23 protein-coding genes, 1 pseudogene and 1 riboswitch are annotated in these 25,076 nt (G+C 41.9%); of the genes and pseudogenes, 7 read left to right on the forward strand and 17 right to left on the reverse strand.

Annotated elements, in window-relative coordinates; translation table 11 throughout:
- Positions 1-55: 55 nt before the first annotated feature.
- Positions 56-1,207, forward strand: a complete 1,152-nt coding sequence (locus V1499_RS18495) for a hypothetical protein (protein WP_409271495.1) — start codon at positions 56-58, stop codon at positions 1,205-1,207.
- An 88-nt stretch (positions 1,208-1,295) separates the two neighbouring features.
- Here the strand turns inward: V1499_RS18495 and V1499_RS18500 are convergent, their stop codons facing one another.
- From V1499_RS18500 to V1499_RS18510, 3 genes are all read right to left on the reverse strand, one after another.
- Entirely contained in the window at positions 1,296-2,666 is a 1,371-nt protein-coding gene (locus tag V1499_RS18500) for a DUF5050 domain-containing protein (RefSeq protein WP_409271497.1), read from the reverse strand.
- Positions 2,667-2,772: 106 nt separating this feature from the next.
- Entirely contained in the window at positions 2,773-3,198 is a 426-nt protein-coding gene (locus V1499_RS18505) for a GNAT family N-acetyltransferase (RefSeq protein ID WP_409271499.1), read from the reverse strand.
- A gap of 375 nt (positions 3,199-3,573) precedes the next feature.
- The gene (locus V1499_RS18510) at positions 3,574-4,248 is read right to left on the reverse strand and encodes a C39 family peptidase (protein ID WP_409271501.1); all 675 of its coding nucleotides are present in this window, start codon (positions 4,246-4,248) and stop codon (positions 3,574-3,576) included.
- Between the two features lie 503 nt (positions 4,249-4,751).
- Between V1499_RS18510 and V1499_RS18515 the strand changes: the two genes are divergently transcribed.
- Positions 4,752-5,957: a hypothetical protein gene (locus tag V1499_RS18515; protein WP_409271502.1), complete on the forward strand. Its 1,206-nt coding sequence runs from the start codon at positions 4,752-4,754 to the stop codon at positions 5,955-5,957.
- A 109-nt stretch (positions 5,958-6,066) separates the two neighbouring features.
- Positions 6,067-7,068: a D-glucuronyl C5-epimerase family protein gene (locus tag V1499_RS18520; RefSeq protein ID WP_409271504.1), complete on the forward strand. Its 1,002-nt coding sequence runs from the start codon at positions 6,067-6,069 to the stop codon at positions 7,066-7,068.
- Positions 7,069-7,707: 639 nt separating this feature from the next.
- Here V1499_RS18520 and V1499_RS18525 read toward each other — a convergent pair.
- Both V1499_RS18525 and V1499_RS18530 read right to left on the reverse strand, forming a co-directional pair.
- Complete coding sequence (locus V1499_RS18525) at positions 7,708-8,250, reverse strand: hypothetical protein (protein WP_409271506.1); 543 nt, start codon at positions 8,248-8,250, stop codon at positions 7,708-7,710.
- 221 nt (positions 8,251-8,471) lie between these two features.
- Positions 8,472-9,500 carry a PD-(D/E)XK nuclease family protein gene (locus V1499_RS18530; RefSeq protein WP_409271508.1) on the reverse strand — a complete coding sequence of 343 codons (1,029 nt, stop codon included), beginning with the start codon at positions 9,498-9,500 and terminating at the stop codon, positions 8,472-8,474.
- 217 nt (positions 9,501-9,717) lie between these two features.
- Here V1499_RS18530 and V1499_RS18535 point away from each other — a divergent pair, with 217 nt between their 5' ends.
- Positions 9,718-10,113 carry a hypothetical protein gene (locus V1499_RS18535; RefSeq protein WP_409271509.1) on the forward strand — a complete coding sequence of 132 codons (396 nt, stop codon included), beginning with the start codon at positions 9,718-9,720 and terminating at the stop codon, positions 10,111-10,113.
- Between the two features lie 76 nt (positions 10,114-10,189).
- Here V1499_RS18535 and V1499_RS18540 read toward each other — a convergent pair whose 3' ends face one another.
- Positions 10,190-12,370 (reverse strand): beta-propeller domain-containing protein, encoded by a 2,181-nt coding sequence (locus tag V1499_RS18540; RefSeq protein WP_409271511.1) that lies wholly within the window; start codon positions 12,368-12,370, stop codon positions 10,190-10,192.
- Positions 12,371-12,734: 364 nt separating this feature from the next.
- Between V1499_RS18540 and V1499_RS18545 the strand changes: the two genes are divergently transcribed.
- Positions 12,735-13,820 carry a PD-(D/E)XK nuclease family protein gene (locus V1499_RS18545; protein WP_409271513.1) on the forward strand — a complete coding sequence of 362 codons (1,086 nt, stop codon included), beginning with the start codon at positions 12,735-12,737 and terminating at the stop codon, positions 13,818-13,820.
- Positions 13,821-13,891: 71 nt separating this feature from the next.
- On the opposite strand, the gene V1499_RS18550 is transcribed toward V1499_RS18545, so the two are convergent.
- From V1499_RS18550 to V1499_RS18595, 10 genes are all read right to left on the reverse strand, one after another.
- Positions 13,892-14,332 carry a hypothetical protein gene (locus V1499_RS18550; RefSeq protein ID WP_409271515.1) on the reverse strand — a complete coding sequence of 147 codons (441 nt, stop codon included), beginning with the start codon at positions 14,330-14,332 and terminating at the stop codon, positions 13,892-13,894.
- A gap of 3 nt (positions 14,333-14,335) precedes the next feature.
- Positions 14,336-14,680, reverse strand: coding sequence for an ASCH domain-containing protein (locus V1499_RS18555; protein WP_409271517.1), 345 nt, complete (start codon positions 14,678-14,680; stop codon positions 14,336-14,338).
- Between the two features lie 171 nt (positions 14,681-14,851).
- Positions 14,852-15,733 carry an ROK family protein gene (locus V1499_RS18560; RefSeq protein WP_409271519.1) on the reverse strand — a complete coding sequence of 294 codons (882 nt, stop codon included), beginning with the start codon at positions 15,731-15,733 and terminating at the stop codon, positions 14,852-14,854.
- Positions 15,734-15,891: 158 nt separating this feature from the next.
- On the reverse strand, positions 15,892-16,692 hold the full coding sequence (locus V1499_RS18565) for a carbohydrate ABC transporter permease (protein ID WP_409271521.1): 801 nt from the start codon (positions 16,690-16,692) through the stop codon (positions 15,892-15,894).
- Positions 16,693-16,739: 47 nt separating this feature from the next.
- Positions 16,740-17,612, reverse strand: coding sequence for a carbohydrate ABC transporter permease (locus tag V1499_RS18570; protein ID WP_409271523.1), 873 nt, complete (start codon positions 17,610-17,612; stop codon positions 16,740-16,742).
- Between the two features lie 63 nt (positions 17,613-17,675).
- Positions 17,676-19,013 (reverse strand): ABC transporter substrate-binding protein, encoded by a 1,338-nt coding sequence (locus V1499_RS18575; RefSeq protein ID WP_409271525.1) that lies wholly within the window; start codon positions 19,011-19,013, stop codon positions 17,676-17,678.
- 21 nt (positions 19,014-19,034) lie between these two features.
- Positions 19,035-19,769: a GntR family transcriptional regulator gene (locus V1499_RS18580; protein ID WP_409276336.1), complete on the reverse strand. Its 735-nt coding sequence runs from the start codon at positions 19,767-19,769 to the stop codon at positions 19,035-19,037.
- 49 nt (positions 19,770-19,818) lie between these two features.
- Positions 19,819-20,580, reverse strand: coding sequence for a sugar isomerase domain-containing protein (locus V1499_RS18585; RefSeq protein WP_409271527.1), 762 nt, complete (start codon positions 20,578-20,580; stop codon positions 19,819-19,821).
- A 318-nt stretch (positions 20,581-20,898) separates the two neighbouring features.
- On the reverse strand, positions 20,899-21,651 hold the full coding sequence (locus V1499_RS18590) for an SDR family NAD(P)-dependent oxidoreductase (protein ID WP_409271528.1): 753 nt from the start codon (positions 21,649-21,651) through the stop codon (positions 20,899-20,901).
- 137 nt (positions 21,652-21,788) lie between these two features.
- Positions 21,789-21,992 carry a hypothetical protein gene (locus tag V1499_RS18595; RefSeq protein ID WP_409271530.1) on the reverse strand — a complete coding sequence of 68 codons (204 nt, stop codon included), beginning with the start codon at positions 21,990-21,992 and terminating at the stop codon, positions 21,789-21,791.
- A 520-nt stretch (positions 21,993-22,512) separates the two neighbouring features.
- Between V1499_RS18595 and V1499_RS18600 the strand changes: the two are divergent.
- Together V1499_RS18600 and V1499_RS18605 are read left to right on the forward strand one after the other, a co-directional pair.
- Positions 22,513-22,617: pseudogene (locus tag V1499_RS18600) on the forward strand (XRE family transcriptional regulator); the annotation flags it as partial.
- Between the two features lie 454 nt (positions 22,618-23,071).
- Positions 23,072-23,156, reverse strand: a riboswitch (cyclic di-GMP riboswitch).
- A gap of 395 nt (positions 23,157-23,551) precedes the next feature.
- Positions 23,552-24,490, forward strand: coding sequence for a LytR family transcriptional regulator (locus V1499_RS18605; RefSeq protein WP_409271532.1), 939 nt, complete (start codon positions 23,552-23,554; stop codon positions 24,488-24,490).
- Positions 24,491-24,714: 224 nt separating this feature from the next.
- Here the strand turns inward: V1499_RS18605 and V1499_RS18610 are convergent, their stop codons facing one another.
- Positions 24,715-24,900 carry a hypothetical protein gene (locus V1499_RS18610; protein ID WP_409276337.1) on the reverse strand — a complete coding sequence of 62 codons (186 nt, stop codon included), beginning with the start codon at positions 24,898-24,900 and terminating at the stop codon, positions 24,715-24,717.
- Positions 24,901-25,076 lie beyond the last annotated feature (176 nt).

Consider the following 25,076-nt stretch of genomic DNA (forward strand, 5'->3'; position numbering starts at 1 on the left):
CCTATTAAGGTAAAATGTTGAATATATTCCTTTTAAGGAACAAGGGGGATTCGAAATGATGAAAATCAAAATTTCTTTGGTTATTTTCCTTTTTTTCAGCATTTTCTTTGCAGGAGGTACCGATGCCGCCGCCTCTTTACCGGACTCTGTAGTGAAGTCTTGGACTAAACCAAAAGCTAAGAATACAGCGAATGTTACCCTTGGGCCAAACGGTTTTAAAGGAATTAGTACATACCAAGAATATGAACTTGTTAATTCAAAAGGAAAAACTTTATACACATATAAGTCTCCGTATATAAATAGTTCAGTTATTCATAAAGATGGATCAGTTTATTTAATTGAGGAGAGCGGGAAAGTTGGCAGTAAAAAAACCTACATTGTTTCTCTAGATATAAAAGGAAAGCAAAAATGGAGGAAGGAAATATATACAGGGACTTTAAAGCTCACTTTACTGGACGAAGGAAGCCTTTTCTTAAACGGAAATGACGGAAAAAACTGGTCTGTTATGAACATTGACACAAAAAGCGGAAAAACAATCTGGTCTTCAAAGATAAATGGTTACGCCTATTACAGCCCGAGTGGCCATGTGATATTCGAAAACACGGAGAGAAGAAACCTAATTTATAAAGATAATAAACTAGTACGGGAAATTAAACGTCCAGAGGATTATTATATACTTCGTGCTTCATTCTCAAAGGAAGGGAAACTTGCCGTTATATTTCAAGCTCATGGTAAAGTTCTGGATGCTAAAATATTTGTATACGATGCGAATGGAAACGAATTATTCAGTAAACAAATAATCAATCCCTATCAAACAGGGCAGATACTATTTAATGAAAAGGAACAATTGTTAATCACTTATAAGGATACTAGAAATGCCGCTCTAACATTGGAGTGGTATGATTCCAACAAAATGACAGAAAAAAGTGTGATTCCCAAAGCAACGTCATCAGCAATAGGATTTGGTATTGAGAATTTAATAATCAGTATCGATAATAACAAAAATATGTACTACCTAAATCTTACTGCACCAGTAAGTGTAAATAAATACAATAAGTCTGGAAAGCTTATAGGAAAAACAATGATTCCTAAGAATTATACTTGGGAACGTGCTCCTGATCCGGATAATTTTAAATACGGTTTGTTTTTTGTGGAATTTAAAAATAATTATTATAACAAGGATTATCATGTCTATAGTTACAAATAGATTCAAAAAAACCATATTAAAAAGCCATAGGGACGGTTCTTCTGGCATCTATAAGCCATCAGAACCGTCCCCATGGTCTTCTAACCCCTTAGTTCACCGATACATAAACCTTCCTCAAACCATTCACAGTTTCCTGTTTTACAACTGCCCCAAAATGCTTAGTGAAAAAATCATCCGGTGCATACATATGATTATTAACAAACATGGGAGTTGCCACATACCCATACGTTCCTTTTCTTTTTGATACCTCATACGGTTCATCATCTTTATAAAAAATCTCTTTCCCTAACTTTATTACCATTACTTCCCCGTTCTTTGTCAATGTCATCGACATATAATCCTCATCATACTCATAGGTATACCCACGCTTCTTAACAATCGTGTCTATCGGCAAATACAATACTCCCGAATTCTCATGAAACCCCCTCTTATCCAATACATTATTCACATACAACTCCGGTTCCTTTATTTCTACAGGTTTTACTACCTCTTTCTTTCCCATGAATAACTGATTTGCTGTCCCATCCAATTTCATTCGATAATGATAATACTTCCCATCATCTAAATTATGATCCCATTTCAAATAATAAATATATCCATCCACTACATTGTAATTCGTTGTCTGTCCAGTCACCATCCGCTTCTTTCCTGTCCCATCTATCTTCATCCGATACAATGCACGGTCATTCACACTTCCATCCTTTTCTCCTAATTTCATATAATACACATAGTCATTTGCCACACTTATAAGACCAGGATGGTCATTCGATAACAGTATTCTTTTCTTACCATCCACACTCATTTTATAAAACTTCTGATTCGCTCCATAATAAATCCACCCCTTATACACAGTCATATTCTGTATATGCATGTCTTTATTATTTATACGAACCCGATTCTTCCCATCTACACCTATCTTATATAATTTTTCCCCGTCACTATGATTCGTATAATAAATAGTATTCCCTACCACATGTATCTGCGCCGCAAAATCATTACTTATCTTCACTAACTTTTTTCCGTCCAAACTTACCTTATACAACTTCCAATCATCTTTTAAATTATGAAAATAGATCCAGTTCCCTACCGCTACAAAATACTCTCCCCATACATTTAAACTCTGCTTCCCAGTTCCATTCGTCTTTATCCGATACAATTTTCCGTTCTCTGTCATAGATGCAAAATAAACATAATCTCCTATTACATTCAACTGATCCACACTTTTTACATTTAAATAAGTATTCTGCGTCCCATTCGTTTTGACCTTATATAAACCCCTATTTCCGTTTCGATGAACATAATAGATCCAATCACCCTGTTTCGTTACTTCCCCGCCATTCACTATATTATTTGCACTATTACCTTCTTTATTTACTCCAGACGCGTTTACAACCATTCCTCCACTAAATAGCCCAAACCCCATAACAAATGCCATACACATGCTGAGTAATCTCTTCATCCTAGTCCCCCATTAACTTACTTCTAATTTAATTTAATTTGATTTGTTACTACCTGCTGATCTTCGTTTTTAACACATTATCAGTAACTAACTTAATAGAGCCCTATTAAGAATTAACCGGTCTATCGTTCCTTATCTCCATCCAATCCAAAGGACGTGAAATAGGATTAAAACCAACTTTACTATAAACACCATGAGCATCCTTTGTAATTAATAGCCATTGATAGACGTCCTTTAATTCTTCATGACTAAGTATGTAATGAACCATTTTTTGGCCAAGTCCTTTTCTCCTGAAGTTTTCATCCACATACACATCAAGAATATACGCAAATCTTGTTTTATCAGAAATCACTCTCGCATAACCTATCTGATTATTGTCAATAAAAACTCCAACAACTAATGCGGAATTCTCAGCACCTTTTATTACTTCGTCCACTTTTATTCCTTTACACCAAAATGCATTTGAAAGCATTTCAGTCACCTTCTCAAAATCCATATTTTTCAATCCATCTTTAATTGTAATACCTGCCACGTTTCTCCCCCTTAATCGAATGTAATATTTTACTAGTTAGGATTAATCACATTATACAGAAAGTGGATAATTCTGCATACAACAATTTTCGACATTCCAAACCAACTGCCCTTTTGGGAAAAATTGGCCCATACACCATGCCCGCCTTTGGCAGCCAGACAGCAAATACACGCCATTCGCCGTCCCCCAACTGAATCGGCAAGCGGAATCTCTTTACATCGCCAATTAGCACATAAAAAAACGCATGGATTTTTGATCCATACGTCTTCAAAATACAACTATACCTGTTTCTCAATGATCAGCTCAAAATTTGTCGAGGACACCTTTATCAAAAACGCAGATCATTTATAAGTCATGCGCTTTTTAAGCACCCAACTATTCAAGATAAGTAATCGCCTGGTTGCCAAATTGCTCCCAGCCTGCAATGAATTCTTTTTTCGGAAGTTTTCGGTTCTTTTCATCTAGCGGGTCGTTTACATACACATGGTTTTCATCATATCCGGTCAGAAGCACGGAATGCCATCTATAGGTGACTTTCACTTCCCCCTGTTCTGTGTCCCATACCTCCCATTCACTTTCTGGTACGGAATTGAAAGTGCTTGTCACCAGCACCCAAACCGGGCGCCCATCTGCCACATGGTCCAGCACTTTATCAAAACTCTGGCCAGTCAGGTCAACAATTTTTCCAGGCAAGTATTTTTCTCCAAGCTCAGCGATTGGTTTATGGAAGACACCAATCCCTGATTCATCAAAGGTTTCCATGTTCCCAACAAATCCTTCATTAGGATGGCCTCTTTTCCCGTCCTCTTCAAAGGGCAGCTTTGCAACTTCGGAAGCAAGCTCTTCTTTTCTAACCTTAACCCCCGCGTGCTGAAGCATCATTGCTAATGAGGTCACCTCACAGCCCCGATCAAATTCTGGCAACTGTGAGATATGAGGGGCATCAATCATCGCTTCATTTTTCCGCTCCTCCGGCGGCGACGGGGAATTGTCCATTCCCATGCATCCGGCCAACATAACCCCAACCGCCATAAGCGTCGCCTTCTTCATAGCCGTCCCTCCCAGTTAGTCGTTATAACTCTCATTCCCGGCTGCCTACCAAGGCAAACAAGGGACGGTTCTGAATATGCCAACCGGCACACCAAAACGTCACGTCAGAATCGTGTTAGCGGTTCTAACGGATGCGCCAATCTTTCAACCCCGTTTCAACAATAAACACTCCTAAACAAAAGCTCTGACCAATCCCATCCGAACCGTTTCCATGGTTCACTGCATGTTGTTCAGAAATTGACGAGATTTATCTTTATTCCCTACTTTGTTCCCAAAACTTTTAATATATCAAAATAAGAACCAGCAATGGATATGGTACAATATTCCTATTAAAATATAGGAGGCTTTCAAGGAAGAAGAGCTTACGATGAATGAAACAGAAGAGAGGAATAACGTCCCTATTATTGGAACGGGACCAGAAAAAATCAAAAAAAGTACATATTCACTAAGCAAATTTTCATTTTTGCTGCGAAACTTAAACTGCCCATCCGGAGGTTAGAACAATGAAAAAGGCTTTTGGAATCTTGCTGAGTATTTTCCTTCTTTTAAGTGCTGCCCCAGCTTTACCCGCGTCGGCAGGTACCCAGAAATGCAACCCGTATGTTGAAAAGATTTATAAGGAAATAGATAAAATGGGATACCAAATCCATTATGGGGGTTTGGATAATGATGTTTTTATGGTGACTGATGGGAAAGGTTTCCCGATTTTTACCTACGGTGCTGAGGACAAGGAAACAATTAAAATATTTACCAGTGTAATAGACAAGAAGGATTGGGCCAATTCGGCAAAACTCTTTACCTTATTAGGATTTCCTCTATCCGAAAAAGTTCTGATTGCCAAAATGGATGATCTTTTCAATGGAAGAAACATGATATTGGGTGGAGAGGGCTGGAAATCTGGTTCAGTTTACGCGAAAGAGGAAAAAGGGGGTAAATATACGGTTATCGCATACAACGGCCCAGGCTATCATTTCATTGCACCTTACCCATCCACAAAAGTAATGTGGGGTAAGGATGAATTGAAGAAGGGCCAAATCGGACGAGCTACCATCTTGAAAGACACGCAATTATACAAGCTGTCCGATGATACGAAATTGACTCCGACGAGGAAGCTGAAAAAAGGGGAAATTTACAGGATCTATAATTATAAGCCACTGGCCGGTGGATTATATGGCCTTGGTGGCGGCCATTATGTCAAAAAGGCCGATATAAAATACGAGACACCTTCAAAAGACAAAAAAGATGCGGTTGACCGGGTAGGAAAATGCACACAGTCTGTAACAGACAAATACAAAACCTTGTTCATTGGTGAAGGTTCATACCCAAATGACCCGTTAACAAATACAAACCACTATCAGCTTTACTACCCTCAAATTACAAAGGAAGGAAAGCTAACCATTGAAATAAAAAAAGGAAGCAGCCTTTCCAAGGCAAACTGGGAAAGCTTCCGCGACAAGGACTTAATAGGCTCCATTTCGCTGGTTTTCAATTATGAAAAAACCGATTATGAGCTATACAATGTACCGACTTTCTATATCGCATATGCTGACATCGATCCCGAATTCATAAAATATCACCCTACTTCCGATTCCGTCATGGTCCAATTCGACATTAACAGAATTTCGGTAGCAAACTACAACAAAGACTCATTCGGTTTGATCATAAAACCAACGAAATCAAAAAATGACTTCCTATTAATCTATAAATAAGCCAAAAATTTAGGTCCGTTCGGAGAGGTGTTCGCATGTCAAAATGATGGCTTTATAAAAAAGTACGGTCAGGAAATAAATATAAAAAGAAAAGTTTAGGGGTACGGGAATGATAAAATTAATAATCAAATCATTAGCGGTAACGGGGGTACTATTCTCTATTATGGCTAATGAAGCAAGTGCGGTCATCTTGTCGACTCATGCTAAAAATTCTCAAGAGACTTACAATGTTAGTAGTTACAGTTACACTCCTTACATGTCTAATTATAGTGTCACTGGCGATTACTTGAATTACAGTAAGAAAAATTTAGAAGAGGGAGGAAGAGTATCATACGATAAAAACGGCATCCCTATGATATTTTATTATGGAAAGCCATTTTATAACCCTGTTACATTGAGTAATCTTGCTCTGGCGGAGCATGGTAGGTACTTGAGAAACTGGGATGTAAACACTAGAAAAAATTTCTTAAAATATGCAGAAGCTTTAATTTCCATGCAAAGTAAGGACGGTTCCTTCCGTTATGCGTTTCCATTCAAGAAACCGGAATACAACTACACTTACAAGCCGGGATGGGTATCTGCAATGCCTCAAGGAGAAGCATTAAGTGTTTATTCGCGAGCTTACCGCCTAACCAATGATAAAAAGTATCTAGAAGCAGGAAAAAGGTCTCTAGAGTTTCTTCAAGTATCTAAAACAAACGGCGGAGTAATGACCGACCTCGGAGATATCAGTTCAAAGTGGAAAGACTATATTTGGTTCGAGGAATATGTTACCCCTAAAAACAACTACACTCTCAATGGCTACATGTTTGTTCTGTTAGGGTTGTACGATTGGTCTAAATTGGAAGTGCAAGGCGATTATGGTCAGCAACAGGCTAACTCTCTATTCAATAGAGGGATTCAGTCTTTAAAGAAAGTTCTTCCTAAGTATGACATGGGCGGTTTTACGATGTATGACCTTTCTTACTATACAATGAAAACTAAAAAACCTCATGTTGTAATAGGATATCACGCAGTTCATATTTATCAACTTAAAGCACTGTATTCGATAACAAATGAACCTTCTTTACTATCACGGTCTAACCTTTGGGCATCTTACGTGAAAAAGTAAGTGTTACCGCATATGCTGACATCGATCCCGAATTCATAAAATATAATGCTACTTCCGATTCCGTAACCGTCCAATTCGACAAAACCAGAATCCCCGTAGCAAACTACAACAAAGACTCATTCGGTTTGATCATACAACCAATTAAATCAAAAAATGATTTCCTATTAATCTATAAATAAGGCAAAAATTGAGGACGATTCCGAGTTGCGATCCTTGCCGCATCCGGATCCGTCCTTCACAATAAAACGATAGCCTACTCAATTCCCTCCAACATGATCGTAAACAGATTAAAATGCCTCTTTGGATCTTCTTTATCTGTAATATCACTATACTTGATTCCCTCAGACCACGGTCGGTGTATCACTGGCTTGTTTGTATTCCTCGACGAGCCCTTTGAATATTTGTTCTACATCTTCCTTGGTTGTACTCTCGCTAACTGATCGAATAAGGGCTTGTTGAGCAATGACATGTTGCCACCGGGACGTTTCTTCTAGCATCTATAAGCCATCCGAACCTTCCCTAGGGTAAACCTTGGTTAAGCGTGCAAAATCCTAGCGGGCAAAGCATTATCTATAGAATACATCACTAATAATAAACAACTCAGGTACTTAAATAAGCTACCTAAACGTATTCAGCACTCTATTTCTTCCCACCACCAAACCTCCTAAACTGAATCTCATTCCTAGTTTCATCATCTGGCAAAAAGGCATATTCCTCTTTAATCAATACTGGAGCTATATAGGAATACATCGCTCTTGCTTTCACTTTACTCTTTAGCCAGGTTCCCATACTCTCTGCAGTGGGGTTTTTTAGGGTGGGTTCACCTATTAAGACCCGCTTACCTGAAAATGTATGAAGCAATTCTTTATAAAGTTCACGATCTATAAACTCATAGTTATTATGGCCAAAGTAAATCATAGTTCCTTCTTCCACTGACCCTTTATACTTAAAAGACTTCCCTTTTGAAACAGTAAACAATTCAACTGCATCAGCAACTGGCTCCATTTCGTTGTTCCCTCTTCGTTCAAGTAATTCGTGTAGTCCATCTAGTTTAGAAAGAATCTCAAGGACCAACTCAGGTTCTCTTCCTCTTTCCTCCAAATATTCTATAACCATTTTCCACTTGGCCAACAGCTTGTCTTCATCCCTAATAATCTTCTTCTCATTTACCTTCATTTTCATCCTCAATCTGCCTCTTTCTTTTGATCCTCAATACACTACTTTCCATTCTGAACCCCGACCACCACACTAAACCTAGTATCTTCCATTATAATATAGTGAAAAACGCCCCATTCGAACTCCGCAAAAAACACAACGCCACCGAAACCGTCCTCCGGCATCTATAAGCCACCCGAACCGATCCCATGGTCTACCATGGTCTATTCGGCTTCCCGGTACAACCTTCATTTTGTCAATGCATCCAACAGTTCATAGGCTTTCTCACTAATGTTTGTTGGGTTTTCGTTAAAAGGGAGAGAGATGGGGACTGCTAGCATGTTTCCTTTCATTTCTCCGTAAATGCCTTTGTTGGTGCAAAATTCTTTTAGGTCGACTCCGTTACCCCTTTGTATAATTTCAAATCTCCATCCATTATGATCAATGATAGTATCAAGAGCGATTTTAATATTCTCATTTAGAACCAGATCAATTACAGCAACATCGTATAATTGATTTGGGTCCCGGTACTCCCATTTTGTAAGTTTTATGTCATTGATGGTTTCCGGAAGTAGGGAATTAACCTCTTTCACTTTTTTGCGGAGAGTATTCCTATAAACATTCATATCCTTGATTAACCGCATAAGTTCTTCGTTATTCTGCTCTATGAATTTCACAAATGTTTCATCCATTTTCGTTCCTTCTTTCAATTTTCTTACGTTGTCCATTAAATCCGCCAAAATCTGAAAGTAGCGTAAATTGACTGTTTCAATGATGTTCCCTAATAGGGCCCTTATGTTTTTAAAAAATGCTTCATATGTAATAACACTAAAGCCGTCTACTTGGCTATAGCTTAAAGGCGAGGTTAAACATAATACAATCGGGTATATTTTTCGGTCAGGATACTCATTTTTTATAAAGTCGAGGTACCCATTCAAATCATTGTACAAAGGAGCAAAGATTTTATTTTCAATGATAATGACAATCTCTTCACTTATTAAAATAATATCAATAAAAGTGCCTTTACTAGTCCTTACCTCCCTTTCTACCTCCCATCCATCATTGATGCTTTTATTATCCTGCCCGACAGCCTGCAGGATTGCTTCAATCAAAGTTGCTTTCAAATCATGGGGCTTAGAGGGATTAAAGAAAAATGCCAGGACATTTGAAATCACAGTTTCATAATGTGGAAACCCACATATCTCAAACAAATTTTCTTTATCCTTTGGCAATGACTCACTAAATGAAGAAAAGCTTTTCAGAATCCCTTCGTACATACTTAAACACCTTCCCAACCTACAGTAATAACCCCCACCAATTCCCTGGTATAATTTAACTATATACCAAAGAATGGAACATGGATATGGGGGTCAGTAGATTATTTAATAACCTGGAAGTGACCGGCGCCGAAACTTAATGAGATATTAATCCGCTATAAGTTGAAGGGAGGAATAGGAGGAATAGAACCAATGAATCGGTTAGAATTTTTTTTGAGTGTTAAGAGGAATACTAGTAAGTGAAGAGGGCTGTACAATTAAGACTACCCCCAAAAAAGGTGAAGGATTTGTACCTTACAATCGTTTCGATATTAAATGGGGTCAGGTTGATGCCAATAATAAAAATTACATTAGATTAGTATTTGATTTAAAACCGGGTTCATTATCGGAAAAAGAATTTATTGAAAGAACCGGCTTAACTGGTACACCACCCCGCAAGATAAAAACAGGTTATAGGCTTAATAGAACTCATGATAAAACAGGACATGATCAGCTAATTATTTTCTTAGAAGATTTTTTCTTAGAAAATCAAATTGATAAATTGCAAGAAATCCTTTCATATATAAAGCAGTTTGTTGCTCAATCCAGTTTTAAATTTCAACCATGCATATAATGTAAGAGTTTCCTGAACCCTACCGGGACGGTTCTTCTGGCAGTTATAAGCCATTCGAACCGTCCCCATTGCACGATTATCTCAACCCTAGAGTTCCGATTTTTCTGTACGATTTCAGGTCATGGCTTGTGATTTTTTCCGGTGACAGGGCGAACAGGGTATCACCGATATACAAGAGCCGCTTGATCCCTGGATCGTATTCGTCATAAATAGATGGCTTCTCGCTGTCGATATGGGTAATTTTCGACTGAAGCGTGAATCCTTTTTCGGGATCGATACTGTATACATAAGCTCCCTGGTACTCAAAAATTTGCTCATATTCATTTGCCTTGCTGTTTTGATAAACGGAAATCGGGAAGGCAAACAACCCCTTGTCTTTGTTGAACAGCAGCGCTTTATGGTCATGATTCAGAGGTGAATGCGTCCCTCTCCCGCCGATGATTTCTGTGAATTTCTCTTTTGGATGGCTCATGTCACTGACATCGAACAGCGAAATTTTGACGCCGTCAGTCAGGATGATCGGCTGAGCACCCGCTTCTTTTGCCGCGACGATTTTCGTATCATGCCCGAATCCTATCAAATGATTTTCATCATAAGGGTGCAGGTAGTTACTGAACCCTGGAATCTTCAGTTCCCCCAGCACTTTTGGTTTTGCCGGATTGCTTGCCTCAATGACGAAAAGCGGATCCGTTTCCTTGAAGGTCACCATATAGATGCGCTCACCCATGAATCTCGCAGAATAAATCCGCTCACCCCGAGCCAGTGACTCAAGCTTTCCTGCCGGCTTCAGATTTTCATCCAAGATATAGAGAGCATTGGAGGATGGCCTGCTTTCATCCCATGCATATCCCTTTGTCGTCACGACCCGGAAATAGCCATCATGTTCGTCCATGGAAAACTGATTGAGCACGGTGCCCTGGACTAATGCCGACCCCTGAAATACCACGTCCATCCCTTTGACCGAAAACTTATGGATAGTTGTATCCGGTGCTGTCACCTGAGTCCAATTCCCCCGCGGGCGCTCGGCCCAATTCGCAATCGCGAGATAGAGATTTTCCTTTGACATGTACAGTTGTTCCCCGCTTCCAAGGTAGGTCGTGACAGCGGCTTTTTTACCTTGATGATTGAGGTCGATCGCTGCAATCATTGTATAATTAGGCTCTTTGGATTCCGGGAAATACTTGATTTCATCATAACTGACGATTTGTTCCGCTGGCTTAGCTGCAGTATCCGAATACTTCGGACGAATATCAATGGCTTCGTTTTCGCGCAGCAGCCAGTAATCAGGATGGTGTCTGGTGACCAGATACACAATCCCTTCCACTTTCCGCGCCGATACATAGCCTCCCTCCAGCTCAACCTCCCGTACCTGGACTGGTTTTACCGGATTTTTCACATCATAGATGATTGCCTTTGCTGATTGCATCATCGGGGCAATCTTAGAATCCTTAGCCACTTGGTCATATGGTTTCGCAATCGTGTGATACGAATGTCCGATTGCGACCAATTTCTCTTCGTGTAAAAAAAGCTGGTACGGCATAAACTCTCCGTTATAGGAAATCTTCGACAAAAGCTTCATATCCTCTTCGGGCGCAGCCTGAATGATGCGAACTTCATTTTCTTCCGCCTGAAAAATATGCTTCCCGTCTGTTTTGACAAGGTCCGCTTCGTCGACTCCCTGGACTTGATTGTTCGTTTCGGAGTAGCCTGCCTGATTAGCTGAATCCGCGGATGATTTTGCGTCACTCATGGACGACTCCAATGTATCTCTCGAAAACCACCAGCCGCCCGAAGTTTTTTCTTGCTTCAATATTTTTTTAAAATAACCATTCAACTTTTCCTTCGATCCTATAACAGGAAGGCTTTCTTTTACAACAAACTTCCAGGATTTAACCCCTCCCAAGCTTCTTCCTGCCGAAGATTCGAGGTCTTTATTAAAATTTACTGTGTAAAATTTTGCGTCAAGAGGATACCCGTCTCTAGGAGGGTCAATATAGATGGTTTTTTGATCATCGCTAAGAGACAGTTTTGTTTTGATTTTCTTACCTTGATCATCCAAAACATAGATTGAATCAGAATGAAGACTTTCTTTCGCGACTTTTTCGGTAAACTGAATGCTCCAAACCTTATTGGCCATGACAATGGCCTCTCCTTCTCCTTCCCACGCATTAGCCACCATGAATTGCGTTGAAAAGTAGTAAGAAAGACCGGCAATAAACAACAGCGAAATCCCGCCTAAAATGATCCATTTTTTCATGTTTACCCCTCCTGTAAGATTAGACGGGAGCATTGCCGATCTTGTGTCATAGCTTAGGAAAAAAAGTGTCAGACCCCGCTTGTGGACAAATTACATAAATTCGTCTTTTTCAGGGATTTGACACCATTGATCCATTCCAGCAATTTTAAGCCCGAGCATCCGCGCCCGGGCTTAAATAACTTTACCACCAATCCCTAATTCGAACAACTTACAAATATGGATAAAATATCCAGTTTTAAGACTTGTTAGGGATAAAAGCAATCCTAGGTTCTTAGAACTTTCATTAGAGGGACTCGTTTTAAATATTCTCATGGTAAAATGAATAAAGGTCATTTCCAACAACCACAACTGAAAGGATTACTAGATGAATATAATCAGATTATTAAATAGTTTTTACAGGGAAGATGTTATCACGGACATGATAGCCTACATGATAAATGAGGATCCGGGTTTCGCCGAGTGGTTCACTGGAACGCTTTGCGGCCAGGAGCAGAGGTACTCTAAAATTAAAGCGTATACGAGGATCGGCCTTGGAAAAGGGATTGGTACACCTGACCTGATCATTGAGAGTGATGAGTATATCCTTGTAATTGAAAATAAGCTTGGCGCGCTGGAAGGCACTGATCAGACTAACCGATATGCTTCAGAAGAGGGGAAAATGAGACTCCGTTCCGCTTTTAAAAAGCCGGAAACTGTCCCTATCCATTTTTACTTTTTGACGCTCGATCCCTTTACACCGGCCACGAACCCAGACTTTAAGAAACTGGACTATAAGAAGTTTGTCGGAGTAGATTGGGGCAGCATCATCCAGGACACAGACGCCGTAAAAATCATGAGTGATTATTCAGCTTTGTTAAAAGAATTCTATAATCCCTTGCAAAATGCCGCGCTTAGCGACTCCATTGCTGAAACAACAAGAGAATTGGATGTGCTGCAACGGAAGCTCATCTGGATACATATGCTGCAACAGGCAGAGCTGCCGGCAGGAATGGAAATGACATTTGGAGAAGCTGGGGGATTCGGTCGGAATGCCGCAGTTTTTCTTTTTAGCAAAAAGGAATGGAGGCAGGAGCGGTTTAATGGTAAAGTGCTAATGGCCCAGTCAATGAACCTTCATTTCGAACTCGCCATCAACCTGCTTGCTGGCAATACTGGAACCGACTTCTCTGTCCATTATGAGCCGCATCCCTATAAGCCAAAGAAAGACTATGAACGCGTGGCTGGCTATAAGGATTACGAGAACCTGCGGAAAGAAAGAGCAAGGGCCTTCCATGAACTCATCAACCAGTTGGACCGGAAAACAAAGTACAGGCTAAGGAATGGCAGCAACTCCATCCTGAAAATCAACCTCGGTAAAACCGAAACCTTCCGGGACATTATTGACGAGATAGTGGGTGCGATTGGAGAATTAAGTCCTCTACTAGAGAAAATCGTTGGGGAGAAAATATAGCGAAGAGTGACAGGCAAATGCTGCCTGTCACTTTTAGTATGTCGTAAAACAAGATTTAACAAGCTTTCCGTTCACCACAAATTCGGCTTCACGACCATGAACCAGAGCATCGCCATCAATAAAATGATGTAGGTCCAGATGGTGCGCTTCAGTTTTGCGGTAAGTGCTAGTTTATTTGCACCTTCTTGGGCAAACTCCCGAAGTGTTGGCGAGAATGCCCGTGCCAGGAAAAAGAGGGAGGCGAACACCAGTGCCAGCGTTCCAACAATCCACGGCGTTTTCCATGTCCAGGGGCCGAGGATGACGAGCAGCACTCCTGTTCCAACCAGTACATGGCCGGCGTGCTTAGACAGCCGCACGACTGACTTCACCAAAGCCAAATAGGCCTCCAACTCTTTCTCCACAGCATCAGGCAACTTTTTCACAATGGGCATCAAAATGAAGAAAGGCCCTATTGACGCAATCGCGCTTGCGACGTGAAGATAAATAATGGTTCGGTACAATAAATCCATTTCTTATTCTTCAACAGGACTGAATTCATGCACCCAGACGCGCATTTGCGGAAGCCAAGGCATTCCCGGATGATAAGATAGGATCGACTGCTTGTATGCTTCTACATTTTCAAAGCCTTCGCGCTCGGCATCTGCATCTGTCAATTCTCCCAGTGATTGGGAATATACACTGTCCACGACGAATTTCTTTCCTTTTAACTCCATGATTTCGCCAACATCTGCATAACGGCCGTTACGGCGCGTAGCCGTTTTCTTGCCTTTCAACACTTTATTGATGTCATCTTCCATTGTGATAAGACGCTCAATCTCACACGTTTTTGGCGGCAAAGCATTGTTCTGTTCTGTCATTTAAAAAAACTCCCATCCCTTGTGCTAATCTATAATGTATCATATATTGAAAAAAAAGTTCCAGAGGGAGGGTTCTTCTGGTCTAAAAGTGCCGTGCTTATAGTTGAAGCCACCGGGACGGTTCTTCTGGCAATGAAAAGCCAACAGAACCGTCCCCTTGGCCCCACCCTCTCACAACCACAAGTTTCCTTTTTGCGCAGCAAGTTTTAGGGCGCCGTACGCGCCTGCCAGGTTTCCGAGTTGTCCTTTTAGAATGAGGACCTCTTCAACTCCAGGGGCGGAGAATTCCCGGAAACTCTCAGTTAATGCTTCACTAAAAAGCGGAAGTTCATCACTGATTCCGCCTCCTAGGACAATTACTTCTGTATCGAGAACACTTGCGATGGAAGCAAGTCCAGCTCCAAGCAATCTTCCCACTTGCTTCAGGATATCCATGCATTCCCGATTACCTTTTTTTGCCGATTCGACAATGCCTTCCGGTGACAGGGGAGGTGTAAGTCTTGAACCCATCCTTTCAATTGCCCTTCCAGCTGCATGATTCTCCAGATACCCATGATTTCTGTCCCCGGGTACGGAAATATCAAGGTTTAGCCAACCGAAGGCACCGGCAGCGCCGCGCCTGCCCCTAAGAATTCTCCCGCCGGCCATGACCGCCCCTCCGATCCCTGTTCCAATGGCCATCAATATGGCTTGCTGTCTGCCTCTGGCTGCGCCCCGCCAGGCTTCCCCGGCCAGCGCCAATTGAGCATCATTGCCCAAGAAAACCCCGACACCAAGCCTTTCCCTAAGATCTCCGGGAATATCTTTTCCTTCCAAAAAAGGAACATTCGGAGACCAGATAACTGTTTCATCCGTATAGGTTCCCGGAATCCCCATTCCGATGCAGCCTATTTTTCCCTTGCCCACCGCGGCCAGCCTGAACTGTTCCTCGACCACATTGAGGAATTCAGCATACGTTTTTGGGGTCGGCACCTTATCAAGGATAGCCACTCCATCACCGCTTTCCGCAGCAAACTGGATTTTCGTGCCCCCAACATCGATTCCAAAATACAAGCTTCCCACCCCTCTACCCTAAACCCAAATGGTACTCATGGTCCATTCTTCAATCCTCTCATCACATAACGTAAAACGGCACCATCCCTTAAAAGGCAACACAGAAACGACTCTCAAGAGCCATCGGAACCGTCCCCATGGCCACCTGCATTCCCTTGTTACCCCTTAATCCCCGTCATAGCAATTCCTTCTATGAAAAACTTTTGAAGCCAAATAAATAAAAGCACGCTTGGCAAAATTCCTATGGTTGCTCCTGCCATCACGACATTTGTGTATTCAACACTCGTCGTATAAGACCTGAGGCTGTTCAATGCAAGCACCACCGTATTCATCTCCGGAGACTGGACGATGGTGAGCGGCCACAGGAAATTGTTCCATTGATAGACAAACGCGAATAAGATCAATGCGGATGCTGCCGGTTTTAACAGCGGCACAATCACCGTCCAAAGAATCTTAAATTCGCTAGCCCCGTCCAGCCGGGCTGCTTCAATCAAATCGTCCGGAATGCCCTCAATGAACTGCTTCATCAGGAAAATGCCAAATGCATTCGCCATGTTCGGCAAAATCAGACCAAAGAAGGTGTTAACAAGGCCAAGGCCGTTCATCATGTGGTAAAGCGGCACAATCAGCACAAACTGGGGCACCATCATCGTTGAAAGCACAATGACAAACAATACATTTTTCCCCCGAAAGCTGTATTTCGCAAAAACATACCCTGCCATGATACTGGTAAGCAGGATGCTGATTGTTGCGGCTGTCGTGACCACGAGTGAATTCAAAATGGACCGCCCGAACGGAATCACTTCAAAGATATCCTTATACGATTCAACCGATGGACTCGACGGCCACCAGACAGGAGGAAGTGCGGCGAGTTCAGCCGGTGTTTTCAAGCTTGAAACCGCCATCCAATAAAACGGGAACACCATGATGACCGAAATCAACAAAAGGATTACATACATAGAAAAACGCCCTAAATATCCATGTCTCCCCATATCTTCACCTCGTATTAATAATCCGTTTTGAACAGGCGGAGCTGCAAGACGGTAAAAAATAGGACCACTATGTATAAAATGAAGGCCATCGCACTCGCCTGGCCGGCATTTCCAAAGTTAAAGGCTGTATCGTACATATGGTAGGAGACTACATTTGTACTATTGGCAGGTCCGCCCTGGGTAAGGACATAGATTGGGTCAAACACCTGAAGGGTATTAATGGTCATGATAATAATGACGAACGCCAAAGACCTCTTTAATAAAGGAAGTGTCAGCCTCGTCAATTTCTGGAACGAATTCGCTCCGTCAATGGAAGCAGCTTCATAATAGTCCTGTGGTATCTCGGTCAGACCTGCAATGACAATGACTACATAATAGCCAAGTGTCTGCCAGACGTTCAGTATAATCAAGGACAGCATAGCCTGTTCAAGTGAACCGAGCCACTTTTGTGCAGGAATATGGAAAAAAGCAAGAATTTCGTTGAAAGGGCCATACATCGGCGAATACAGATAACCCCACACAATCGCAACCGCGACAGGCGGAATGATATATGGCAAAAACAGCAGCGTCCTCGCCACTGTATTCCCTTTTGCACGGAAGTGATACAACAGGAGAGCGATCAGCACGGCAAGCGGTATCATAATCACAAGGTTCAGCGCCGAATAAAGAAAGGTGTTAGAAATCGCTTTTTTAAAAGTAGGCTGGGCAATCACCTTCGCATAATTTTCAGCCCCGACAAATTGCATCTCGGTTGGAGGCGTGAACATCGACCAATGATTCAGGCTGACCCAGGCCGTAAGAAGAATGGGAAAAATGATAAAAATCGATAAAAGGCCTACCCCGGGAGCAAGGAAACCGAAAGTCACAAAGCGGCCAGGTTTATTCATTGCAAAAAAGCCCCCTTTTTAAAGGGAAGAACTGTACCTAGCCGTACAGTTCTTCCTCTTTAGTTATTCTTTATAATGCTGTGACATCAGGTCGGAAATGGCCTGTTGAGCACCATCAAGCGCCTTTTTTGGTGACGCATTTCCAAACTCCATAGCTTCAAGCTGCTGTTGGAGTGTGGTAGTCAGCTCATTACCGCCAAGGACAATCGGGAACGATTTCGCATTCTTCAATTCCTCCACATAAGACTTTAAGAACGGTGTATTCAGCTCATCCTGATGAGAGTTCACATCGGAATTCCGGCTTGGAATGATGCCCATCCCCATCAGGATGTCCCCCATGGCAGACGATCCATCTGTGCCGCTTTCTTCCCCGTTCAGCCATTGCAGGAACTTCCAAGCTTCTTCCTGCTGTTTTGGATTTGCTTTCGCATTCACGGTTGTCAGCCAGGAATACGAAACACTATGCGAGCCATCACCGCTCGGACCAACAGGTACGGCTGCAGTCTTGATGTTTTTGAATTTATCGCCCATACTATCTGCAAGCGCACTTTGCCACCAGTTCGCCATGATGATCATCGCTGTCTTTTCATTTGCAAAATTATCCAGGTATGGACCGGTTGTGCTGGCATTGGCAATCCCCATAGAAGGGTCAGTGATTCCTTCATCAATTAGCTGCTTGTAGAGGTCTGTCACTTCCTTCGCTTCTTTGGAATCAAGTACTGGCTGATGCCTGTCGTCAAGCAATTGCCCGCCGTTTGAATAAAGCAGCGACAGCCAAGGATGGACAACCCCACTGTTCCAGCTTGTAATAATCCCAAATCCTTGCTGCTCCACTTTTCCCGACTTGCCTTTCTTTGTCAGCTTTTTTGAGTAATCAAGCAGCTCTTCCCAATTCTTTGGAGGGCCTGAAAGCCCCGCTTCATTAAAAAGCCTTTCATTATAATTCAAGGCGTAAAGGTTGACTTCATTCGGATATCCGTATACTTTGCCGTCGTTTGTGATTGCCTGGACAAGGCCACCTGGATAATTGGCTTGAATGTCATTTGCGTATTCCCCGGGAGCCGGGGCAGTAATTCCATCTTTAACAAGCTGGGACAGCCAAAGCTCATATATACTAGTTATCGTCGGAGCACCGGAGCCGGAAGACTGTGTTGTAAGCGTTGTCAAAAGATTGCCGAAGGGGACAGCCCTGACTTCAATTTCCACATTCTTATTTGTTTCATTGTATTTCTTAATGGCAGCTTTCAGTTCTTCCACTTGCGGGGCAGCCCAATGAGTAAGATAAGAAATTTTTACTTTTTTATCTTTGCCGGAAGCAGTATTGGATTTACTTCCTGAATTGCAAGCTGCCATCGAAAAAACCAGAAGTAGAGCGAGGAAAAACGAAATCGACTTTTTCATTACACATTCCCCCCAAAAATATTAACAGCCTTTGCGAATCAACTTTACAGAATAATATGTCTGGTCTGCTCGCATGATGGACTTTACGAATTCAACCGGATCGTCCCCGACAAATGACAGACGCTCTACACTGAAACCCGTCTCAGTAAGCTCGACTTCAAGCAGTTCCTTCTCCTCCTCATCAAGCTGGACGGCCCGATAAGTCTCAATCGCCTGCGAGATGACCGTTCCATATCGTTCCCGTAATACAGAATACAGGGAAACATGATCGGTAATCAGGCCGATTAAATCCGGGAAAAGCCGGACAGGAAGGTAGCTCGTTTGCAGCCCGATAGGTACATCATCAGCAAACATAAGCCGTTTGATGGCCAGCACCCGTTCATCTTTTTCAAGCTTCAGCCTCTGCTGGATATGCTTTGACGGAAGCACAGTTCCTTTTGACAAAACCATGGTTCCCGGGGTTTTCCCCTTCCGCTTCATCTCTTCGGAAAAACTCAATAATTCTTTTGCTTCTGTCAAAAAGTCAGGAAGCGTAACGAATGTTCCCTTGCCCTGCTCCCGGTAAAGGATTCCTTCCTCCACAAGCCGCTCAAGCGCCTTAACAACTGTAATCCTGCTCACATTAAACTGCTCGCACAGCTTTTTTTCGGGGGGAATTTGAAACCCGACTCCCCACTCCCCATCGTCTACTTTCTGCCGGATAAACTCTGCAATTTGCTTGTAAAGCGGATCACTCCCCTTGCGGATTGCCTTCATCACTCATCTCCCCCGCCAGTTTGATTATTCTCTGCTTAACATAAACCGATTAGCTCTTAACAGTTTCCTTCAGCCGGGTACGGAATTCGTCGTACACCTCGTCATTGTGGGTCTTGCTGATGCCTTCCACATTAGGGGAAGCAAAAGGTTTCACTTTGTATCCAAGGCGGGAAAGCTCAAGAGCTGTTTCGGAAACAATGGACTGGATAATCGCGATAGCGGATAGCGTGGACAGTCCACCTACTTTCCCCGCTACACCAGGCACATCAACAACCGCGTCCTCAGGTGAAACCCCGTTAAAGATAATTAAATCGGCAATATCGCCAATTTTCTTGCCACTGGAATGAGTCACCGGTTTATAAAGATGGTTTTCCTCGGATGTAATGGCGATGACATAGAGCCCTGCCTCCTTCGCTGCCAATGCAACCTCCACTGGAGCAGCATTTTGGCCGCCATGGGAAATAACGATCAGGATATCATCCTTCTTCCACTGATGATGCTTTAGGAATACATCTCTCATATACCCTTCCTGCCGCTCAAGCCACAATACTTCCTCTGCTCCACCCGGTCCGCTAACGGTAGTCCACATGACCCGCGGGTCCATGATTGGATAAAATCCCACAAAACCGCCGTACCGAGGAAAACAATCCATAATCGGAAGCACCGAATGCCCGCTTCCAAACATCTGCACCCAATTGCCTCTCTGTATCGTCTCTGCCGCTTTCTTCGCCGCCTCCATGATCGACCTGCTGCTCTGTTGAAGCGCACCTGCCAACCTTTCTACTTCTACGAGAAACTTCACTTCACTCATACAAACACCTCCACAATGTACAATAAGTTGATATGTCAAATTGCGCCTGTTGACATACTAAATTTCACACTCATCGTAACACTGGGAAAATTTTAACGTCAATACTGAATATTATGAATAATTTGTCTAAACCAAAGAAATCCCGTCGAACCTAGCACCTCTCCATTCACATAACCCTTGACCCGCCTAGCAAATCCCTCAAAAAAATTGTCTAAAACTTTGTCCCCCATCGTACCTTAGGAACGGTTCTGCTGTTTAAAGAATAATAAAAAGAGTATCTCCTGAAAAAGGGAGATACTCTTTCGATAAATATATTAATTAACGCATGTGTAGCCAGCCGCCATCCACAGGGAATGACTGCCCACTAATGAAGTGTGATCCATCACTAGCCAAGAAGACGAGTAGTGGTACAAGATCAACACTTGGATTACCAAGTTTTCCGCCAATTGGGATTTGTTGTGCCATTACTGCATCATGGGCAGCAAGTTCATCTTCACTTAGACGGTTTCTATAATCATCATACATATCTGTCCACATTGCTGGAGCAATTGCATTTACTGTGATATTGTATTTTGCCCATTCTTGAGCAACTGCGCGTGTCCAAGTGTGTACGGCAGCTTTACTAGCTGAATAAGCTGCTTGTTCAGGAACTCCAACAACTCCGGAACGAGAACCAAAGTTAATGATAGCCCCACCTTTTTCTTTGAGGTAAGTAAAAGCCGCAGAGTTTGTGTTGCGGGTTCCTTTTGCATTGACATTAAATACAAGGTCCCAAACATCGTCTGGAATTTCATGAGACGGTCCACCGCGTTCAACGCCAGCTACATTGACTAAAACATCCAAGCCACCAAGATGACCAACTGCTTTTTCGAATGCAGTTACGACAGATTCGTTATTGGCAACATCTACATGATGGCGGTAAATTTCATCTACTACTTCTCCTGCATCAGAAAATTGAAGATCAAGAGCTGCAACTTTTGCACCTGCCTCGACGTAACCTTTCACAACTGCCAGGCCAATTCCTTGAGCCCCACCTGTTACAATAATCCGTTTTCCTTCTAGTTGTCCCATCCTATCGTCTCCCTAATCTAAGTAAGTGGGGTGCAGGCGCCTTCAACCCTTACTTAAATGGTAGACTTAAAATTTGAAAGTTTCAAATTAATTGCTTGGTTAATGTAGCTGTCCTGCTAGAGGATTGATTGGCACCGTCACTGATTTATCGTTGCAACTTTCATTCCAAAGGTTAAGATTTCAAAATTATTTTTAAGAATAAACCCATAATTATTCTTATGGTCGATGACGATATCCCCATCCAGATCGCTTACTACCTGCCGGTCAATGGCGATCGTAATGTCATCGACTTTAAATACCTCTTCATCGTTTATATGCTCAACCTGAGCAAGTTCGTACACATAGGTAGCACCTCAACCGGTTGTGCGAACTTGATTAATCCGAATGATCGGCTCCGCACCAAAAACCTGGACAAGCTGCTGTTTTGCATCCTTATTTATCGAAACATTCATCTCTTTTCACCTCAATACTAATTTACCCCTCCACAGCTGCCTTAAGCAAAATTTATGTTTAAGACAAGTGTAAAAACACAACACTTGCTGTCCATCTTCCCGTAATCACCCCACTGGACTTTAGGCCATTAAATCCGTTCACCCAGTAAAACCATTAAGGTTGAACCCAGGGATCTAAAGCAACCCCCTCCTAGCAAAAGAAAAACCTTTAGGGCTGCTCTATATCCTAGTTGTCTTGTCTCCCGCCATGTCCGTTTTCAGCCTGGAACACTGTAACCCCCATCCGTACAACGTAGAATTCGAGCCGTACCAGGCTCGAAAACAACTTTATTAACAAACGGTACGTATAAGCGAACCACTTCGGAAATTTTGATATGATAATCCAGTTTGCGGGAATGTAGGGAGAACAATGGGGCTAAAAGTAGAGGTGAAAATTAAAGAACTGTTGGCCTCACACGAAATCAGCCTGCGGGAGTTATCCAGATTGACCGACATCCGCCATGCCGCTCCTTCTTAAGCAACTCCTTCACCCTATTTCTTTATTAATTGTATCTTCGCAAATTGATAAATCGGTACGCAAACTAGGGATAATAGAGATCATTGATTATGAGTTTGCTAAATTGTCACTATCACATAATGGGGAGGGCTTCCCAAATTAGCAACCCCTCACTTTTTGAAGTTTTCGTTGTAAAGTTTGTTTTAGGGTGGGCAAGCTTACGAAAAGAAACGCGTTGTGGGGAAATCTTTAATCAGACACTTATGCCACAATGCTGCTGTTAAATGACGTTAAAACGCGATTGGACAAAAAAAGAATAATGGCAGCCCATTATTCTTTTTTATGTTTATTAATTGTATCGTTTTTTTCCACATCTCAGACATTCACTGGTGTAGTAGGAATATTTATGGTTTCTGCGCAGGAAACAAACAATGGACTTAAACATGTAGAACACACTCCTCCATTGAATTTATCCGGTAGTCCAGCCGTCATATTAAAAATACCTTAGACCTGAGGCTTTGCATCCCCATTTTTCAATAGGTTTGCCCTTATCAGATTCTTAGTCCAATTTTACTACTGCGATATTGGTTATTAAAGGGAATAAATTCGTCTTTTTCTGACAAGTAATGCAAAGTCACAACAAAGATTGATTCAGTTCCCTCTTCGCTTCTATCACGGTGTATACCGTATCCCACTCTTCCTAGGGGTCACTAACATCATAGCTCTGTGGAAAATCTCAACAAATAATGTCAATCCCTAGGGACTCGTTACCATAAAGGTCTTTAATTTTTTCTCGCCAAAAAATTAATTAACTATCAATCCGGTAATTGCCAAACCCTAACCCTCACTTTGCTAATAATTGCCGAACCTTGTAAATTAATTGAAATTCTCATAGATAAAACCCCAATTTTTTGCTATTCTGAGAGGAAGCGTATATACATCGGAGGGTAAAATGGGAGCAGAAAAAAAGAAAAAGAGAAGTTGGATTAAAATTGTTTTTATTAGTCTATTCATTTTGTTTTTAGCAGTAGGCACTTATGCCTTCACTGTGTATAGATCACTGACAAGTGCCGTTGATACGATGCATCAACCGCTGGAACGCGAGAAATCCGAAAGGCGGGATGAAAAGGTAACTTTAAAAAAGCAACAGCCATTTTCAATCCTTATGCTTGGAGTGGATGAACGGAAAGGTGACCGAGGACGTTCTGACTCTATGATCGTTCTGACAGTTAACTCCAATAAAAAATCAGTAAAAATGCTTAGCATCCCAAGGGATACACGCACTGAAATTGTTGGCCGCGGGAAAGAGGACAAAATCAATCACGCCTATGCCTTCGGCGGGATTGAAATGGCCATGAATACTGTAGAACAATTCCTTGATATCCCAATTGATTATTATGTACAAATTAATATGGAAGGGTTCAAGGATATTGTTGATGCGGTTGGTGGAGTGAAGGTAAATAATAAATTTGAGTTCACTTCCGGTGGAGACACCTTTCCCAAAGGGGAAATCAACCTAAATGGGGAGTCGGCATTAAAGTATTCGAGGATGAGGTACGAAGACCCACGAGGAGATTTTGGCCGGCAAAACAGGCAACGGGATATAATCCAGGCGGTTATCAGTAGAGGGGCTTCCTTCCAGAGCATAACCAGCTTTGGAGATATATTTGCCGCACTAGGAAAAAATGTCCGAACCAATTTGACTTTCGATGAAATGGTGGAAATTCAGAAGAATTACAAAGAAGCTGGGAAGAACGTTCAGCAATTGGAGCTAAAAGGTACTGGCACAAAAATCAATAAAATTTATTATTACACTGTTCCTAACGAAATCAGAAAATCCATCCAAAACGACCTCAAGGCTCAATTAGAAATTAACTCTCAAATAGACTAAACATTTAAGACAGGTGTAAATGAGCACCTGTCTTTTAAACGCCACTGAGACGGTTCTTCTGGCATCTATAAGCCATCCGAACCGTTCCCATGGTGCATGTGGGGATTGCCTTTAGGTGCATTGGTTTAAAAATGTATCAGGCGGCTTAACGAATGTGCAAGAATTCTTGGGTGCCACCATCGAAAAAATTCAATAAGCAGGTTTACATACAACTGCTAGTAGATCTACCAATAAAAACAACAAGACTTATCCAACAAACTAGGAATATTAACATTAATGAGTGTTTCACACATTTTATTATTAAAGTAAAAATGTTTTAGCCCAAAATAAGTGCGCAATAAATAAAATACAACATAGGACAAACCCACAGCCACTGCTGCCCCTATCGTTCCAAAACGTGGAATAAATATTAAACATTACAAAACAGTAATACCTCACGAAACACTTGAAATAACAATATGAAGATGGGATTTCAAAACAAAGTTAACTCCCTGAACAGTTGTTTCAGACATTGTGTATAGTACAGGCATTAAAGTTAAATATGCAATAATTGATGATGCTCCACGGTATTCTGGTCGCAAAAACA

It is taken from the genome of Neobacillus oceani (assembly GCF_046237595.1).
Lineage (GTDB): Bacteria > Bacillota > Bacilli > Bacillales > Cytobacillaceae > Bacillus_D > Bacillus_D oceani.

Bases quoted from the DNA above. Each gene is read 5' to 3' on its own strand.
- V1499_RS18495 (WP_409271495.1), top strand. From the start codon at position 56: ATGATGAAAATCAAAATTTCTTTGGTTATTTTCCTTTTTTTCAGCATT.
- V1499_RS18500 (WP_409271497.1), bottom strand. From the start codon at position 2,666: ATGAAGAGATTACTCAGCATGTGTATGGCATTTGTTATGGGGTTTGGG.
- V1499_RS18510 (WP_409271501.1), bottom strand. From the start codon at position 4,248: ATGAAGAAGGCGACGCTTATGGCGGTTGGGGTTATGTTGGCCGGATGC.
- V1499_RS18515 (WP_409271502.1), top strand. From the start codon at position 4,752: ATGAAAAAGGCTTTTGGAATCTTGCTGAGTATTTTCCTTCTTTTAAGT.
- V1499_RS18520 (WP_409271504.1), top strand. From the start codon at position 6,067: ATGATAAAATTAATAATCAAATCATTAGCGGTAACGGGGGTACTATTC.
- V1499_RS18525 (WP_409271506.1), bottom strand. From the start codon at position 8,250: ATGAAAATGAAGGTAAATGAGAAGAAGATTATTAGGGATGAAGACAAG.
- V1499_RS18530 (WP_409271508.1), bottom strand. From the start codon at position 9,500: ATGTACGAAGGGATTCTGAAAAGCTTTTCTTCATTTAGTGAGTCATTG.
- V1499_RS18540 (WP_409271511.1), bottom strand. From the start codon at position 12,370: ATGAAAAAATGGATCATTTTAGGCGGGATTTCGCTGTTGTTTATTGCC.
- V1499_RS18545 (WP_409271513.1), top strand. From the start codon at position 12,735: ATGAATATAATCAGATTATTAAATAGTTTTTACAGGGAAGATGTTATC.
- V1499_RS18550 (WP_409271515.1), bottom strand. From the start codon at position 14,332: ATGGATTTATTGTACCGAACCATTATTTATCTTCACGTCGCAAGCGCG.
- V1499_RS18555 (WP_409271517.1), bottom strand. From the start codon at position 14,680: ATGACAGAACAGAACAATGCTTTGCCGCCAAAAACGTGTGAGATTGAG.
- V1499_RS18565 (WP_409271521.1), bottom strand. From the start codon at position 16,692: ATGTATGTAATCCTTTTGTTGATTTCGGTCATCATGGTGTTCCCGTTT.
- V1499_RS18570 (WP_409271523.1), bottom strand. From the start codon at position 17,612: ATGAATAAACCTGGCCGCTTTGTGACTTTCGGTTTCCTTGCTCCCGGG.
- V1499_RS18575 (WP_409271525.1), bottom strand. From the start codon at position 19,013: ATGAAAAAGTCGATTTCGTTTTTCCTCGCTCTACTTCTGGTTTTTTCG.
- V1499_RS18580 (WP_409276336.1), bottom strand. From the start codon at position 19,769: ATGAAGGCAATCCGCAAGGGGAGTGATCCGCTTTACAAGCAAATTGCA.
- V1499_RS18585 (WP_409271527.1), bottom strand. From the start codon at position 20,580: ATGAGTGAAGTGAAGTTTCTCGTAGAAGTAGAAAGGTTGGCAGGTGCG.
- V1499_RS18590 (WP_409271528.1), bottom strand. From the start codon at position 21,651: ATGGGACAACTAGAAGGAAAACGGATTATTGTAACAGGTGGGGCTCAA.
- V1499_RS18605 (WP_409271532.1), top strand. From the start codon at position 23,552: ATGGGAGCAGAAAAAAAGAAAAAGAGAAGTTGGATTAAAATTGTTTTT.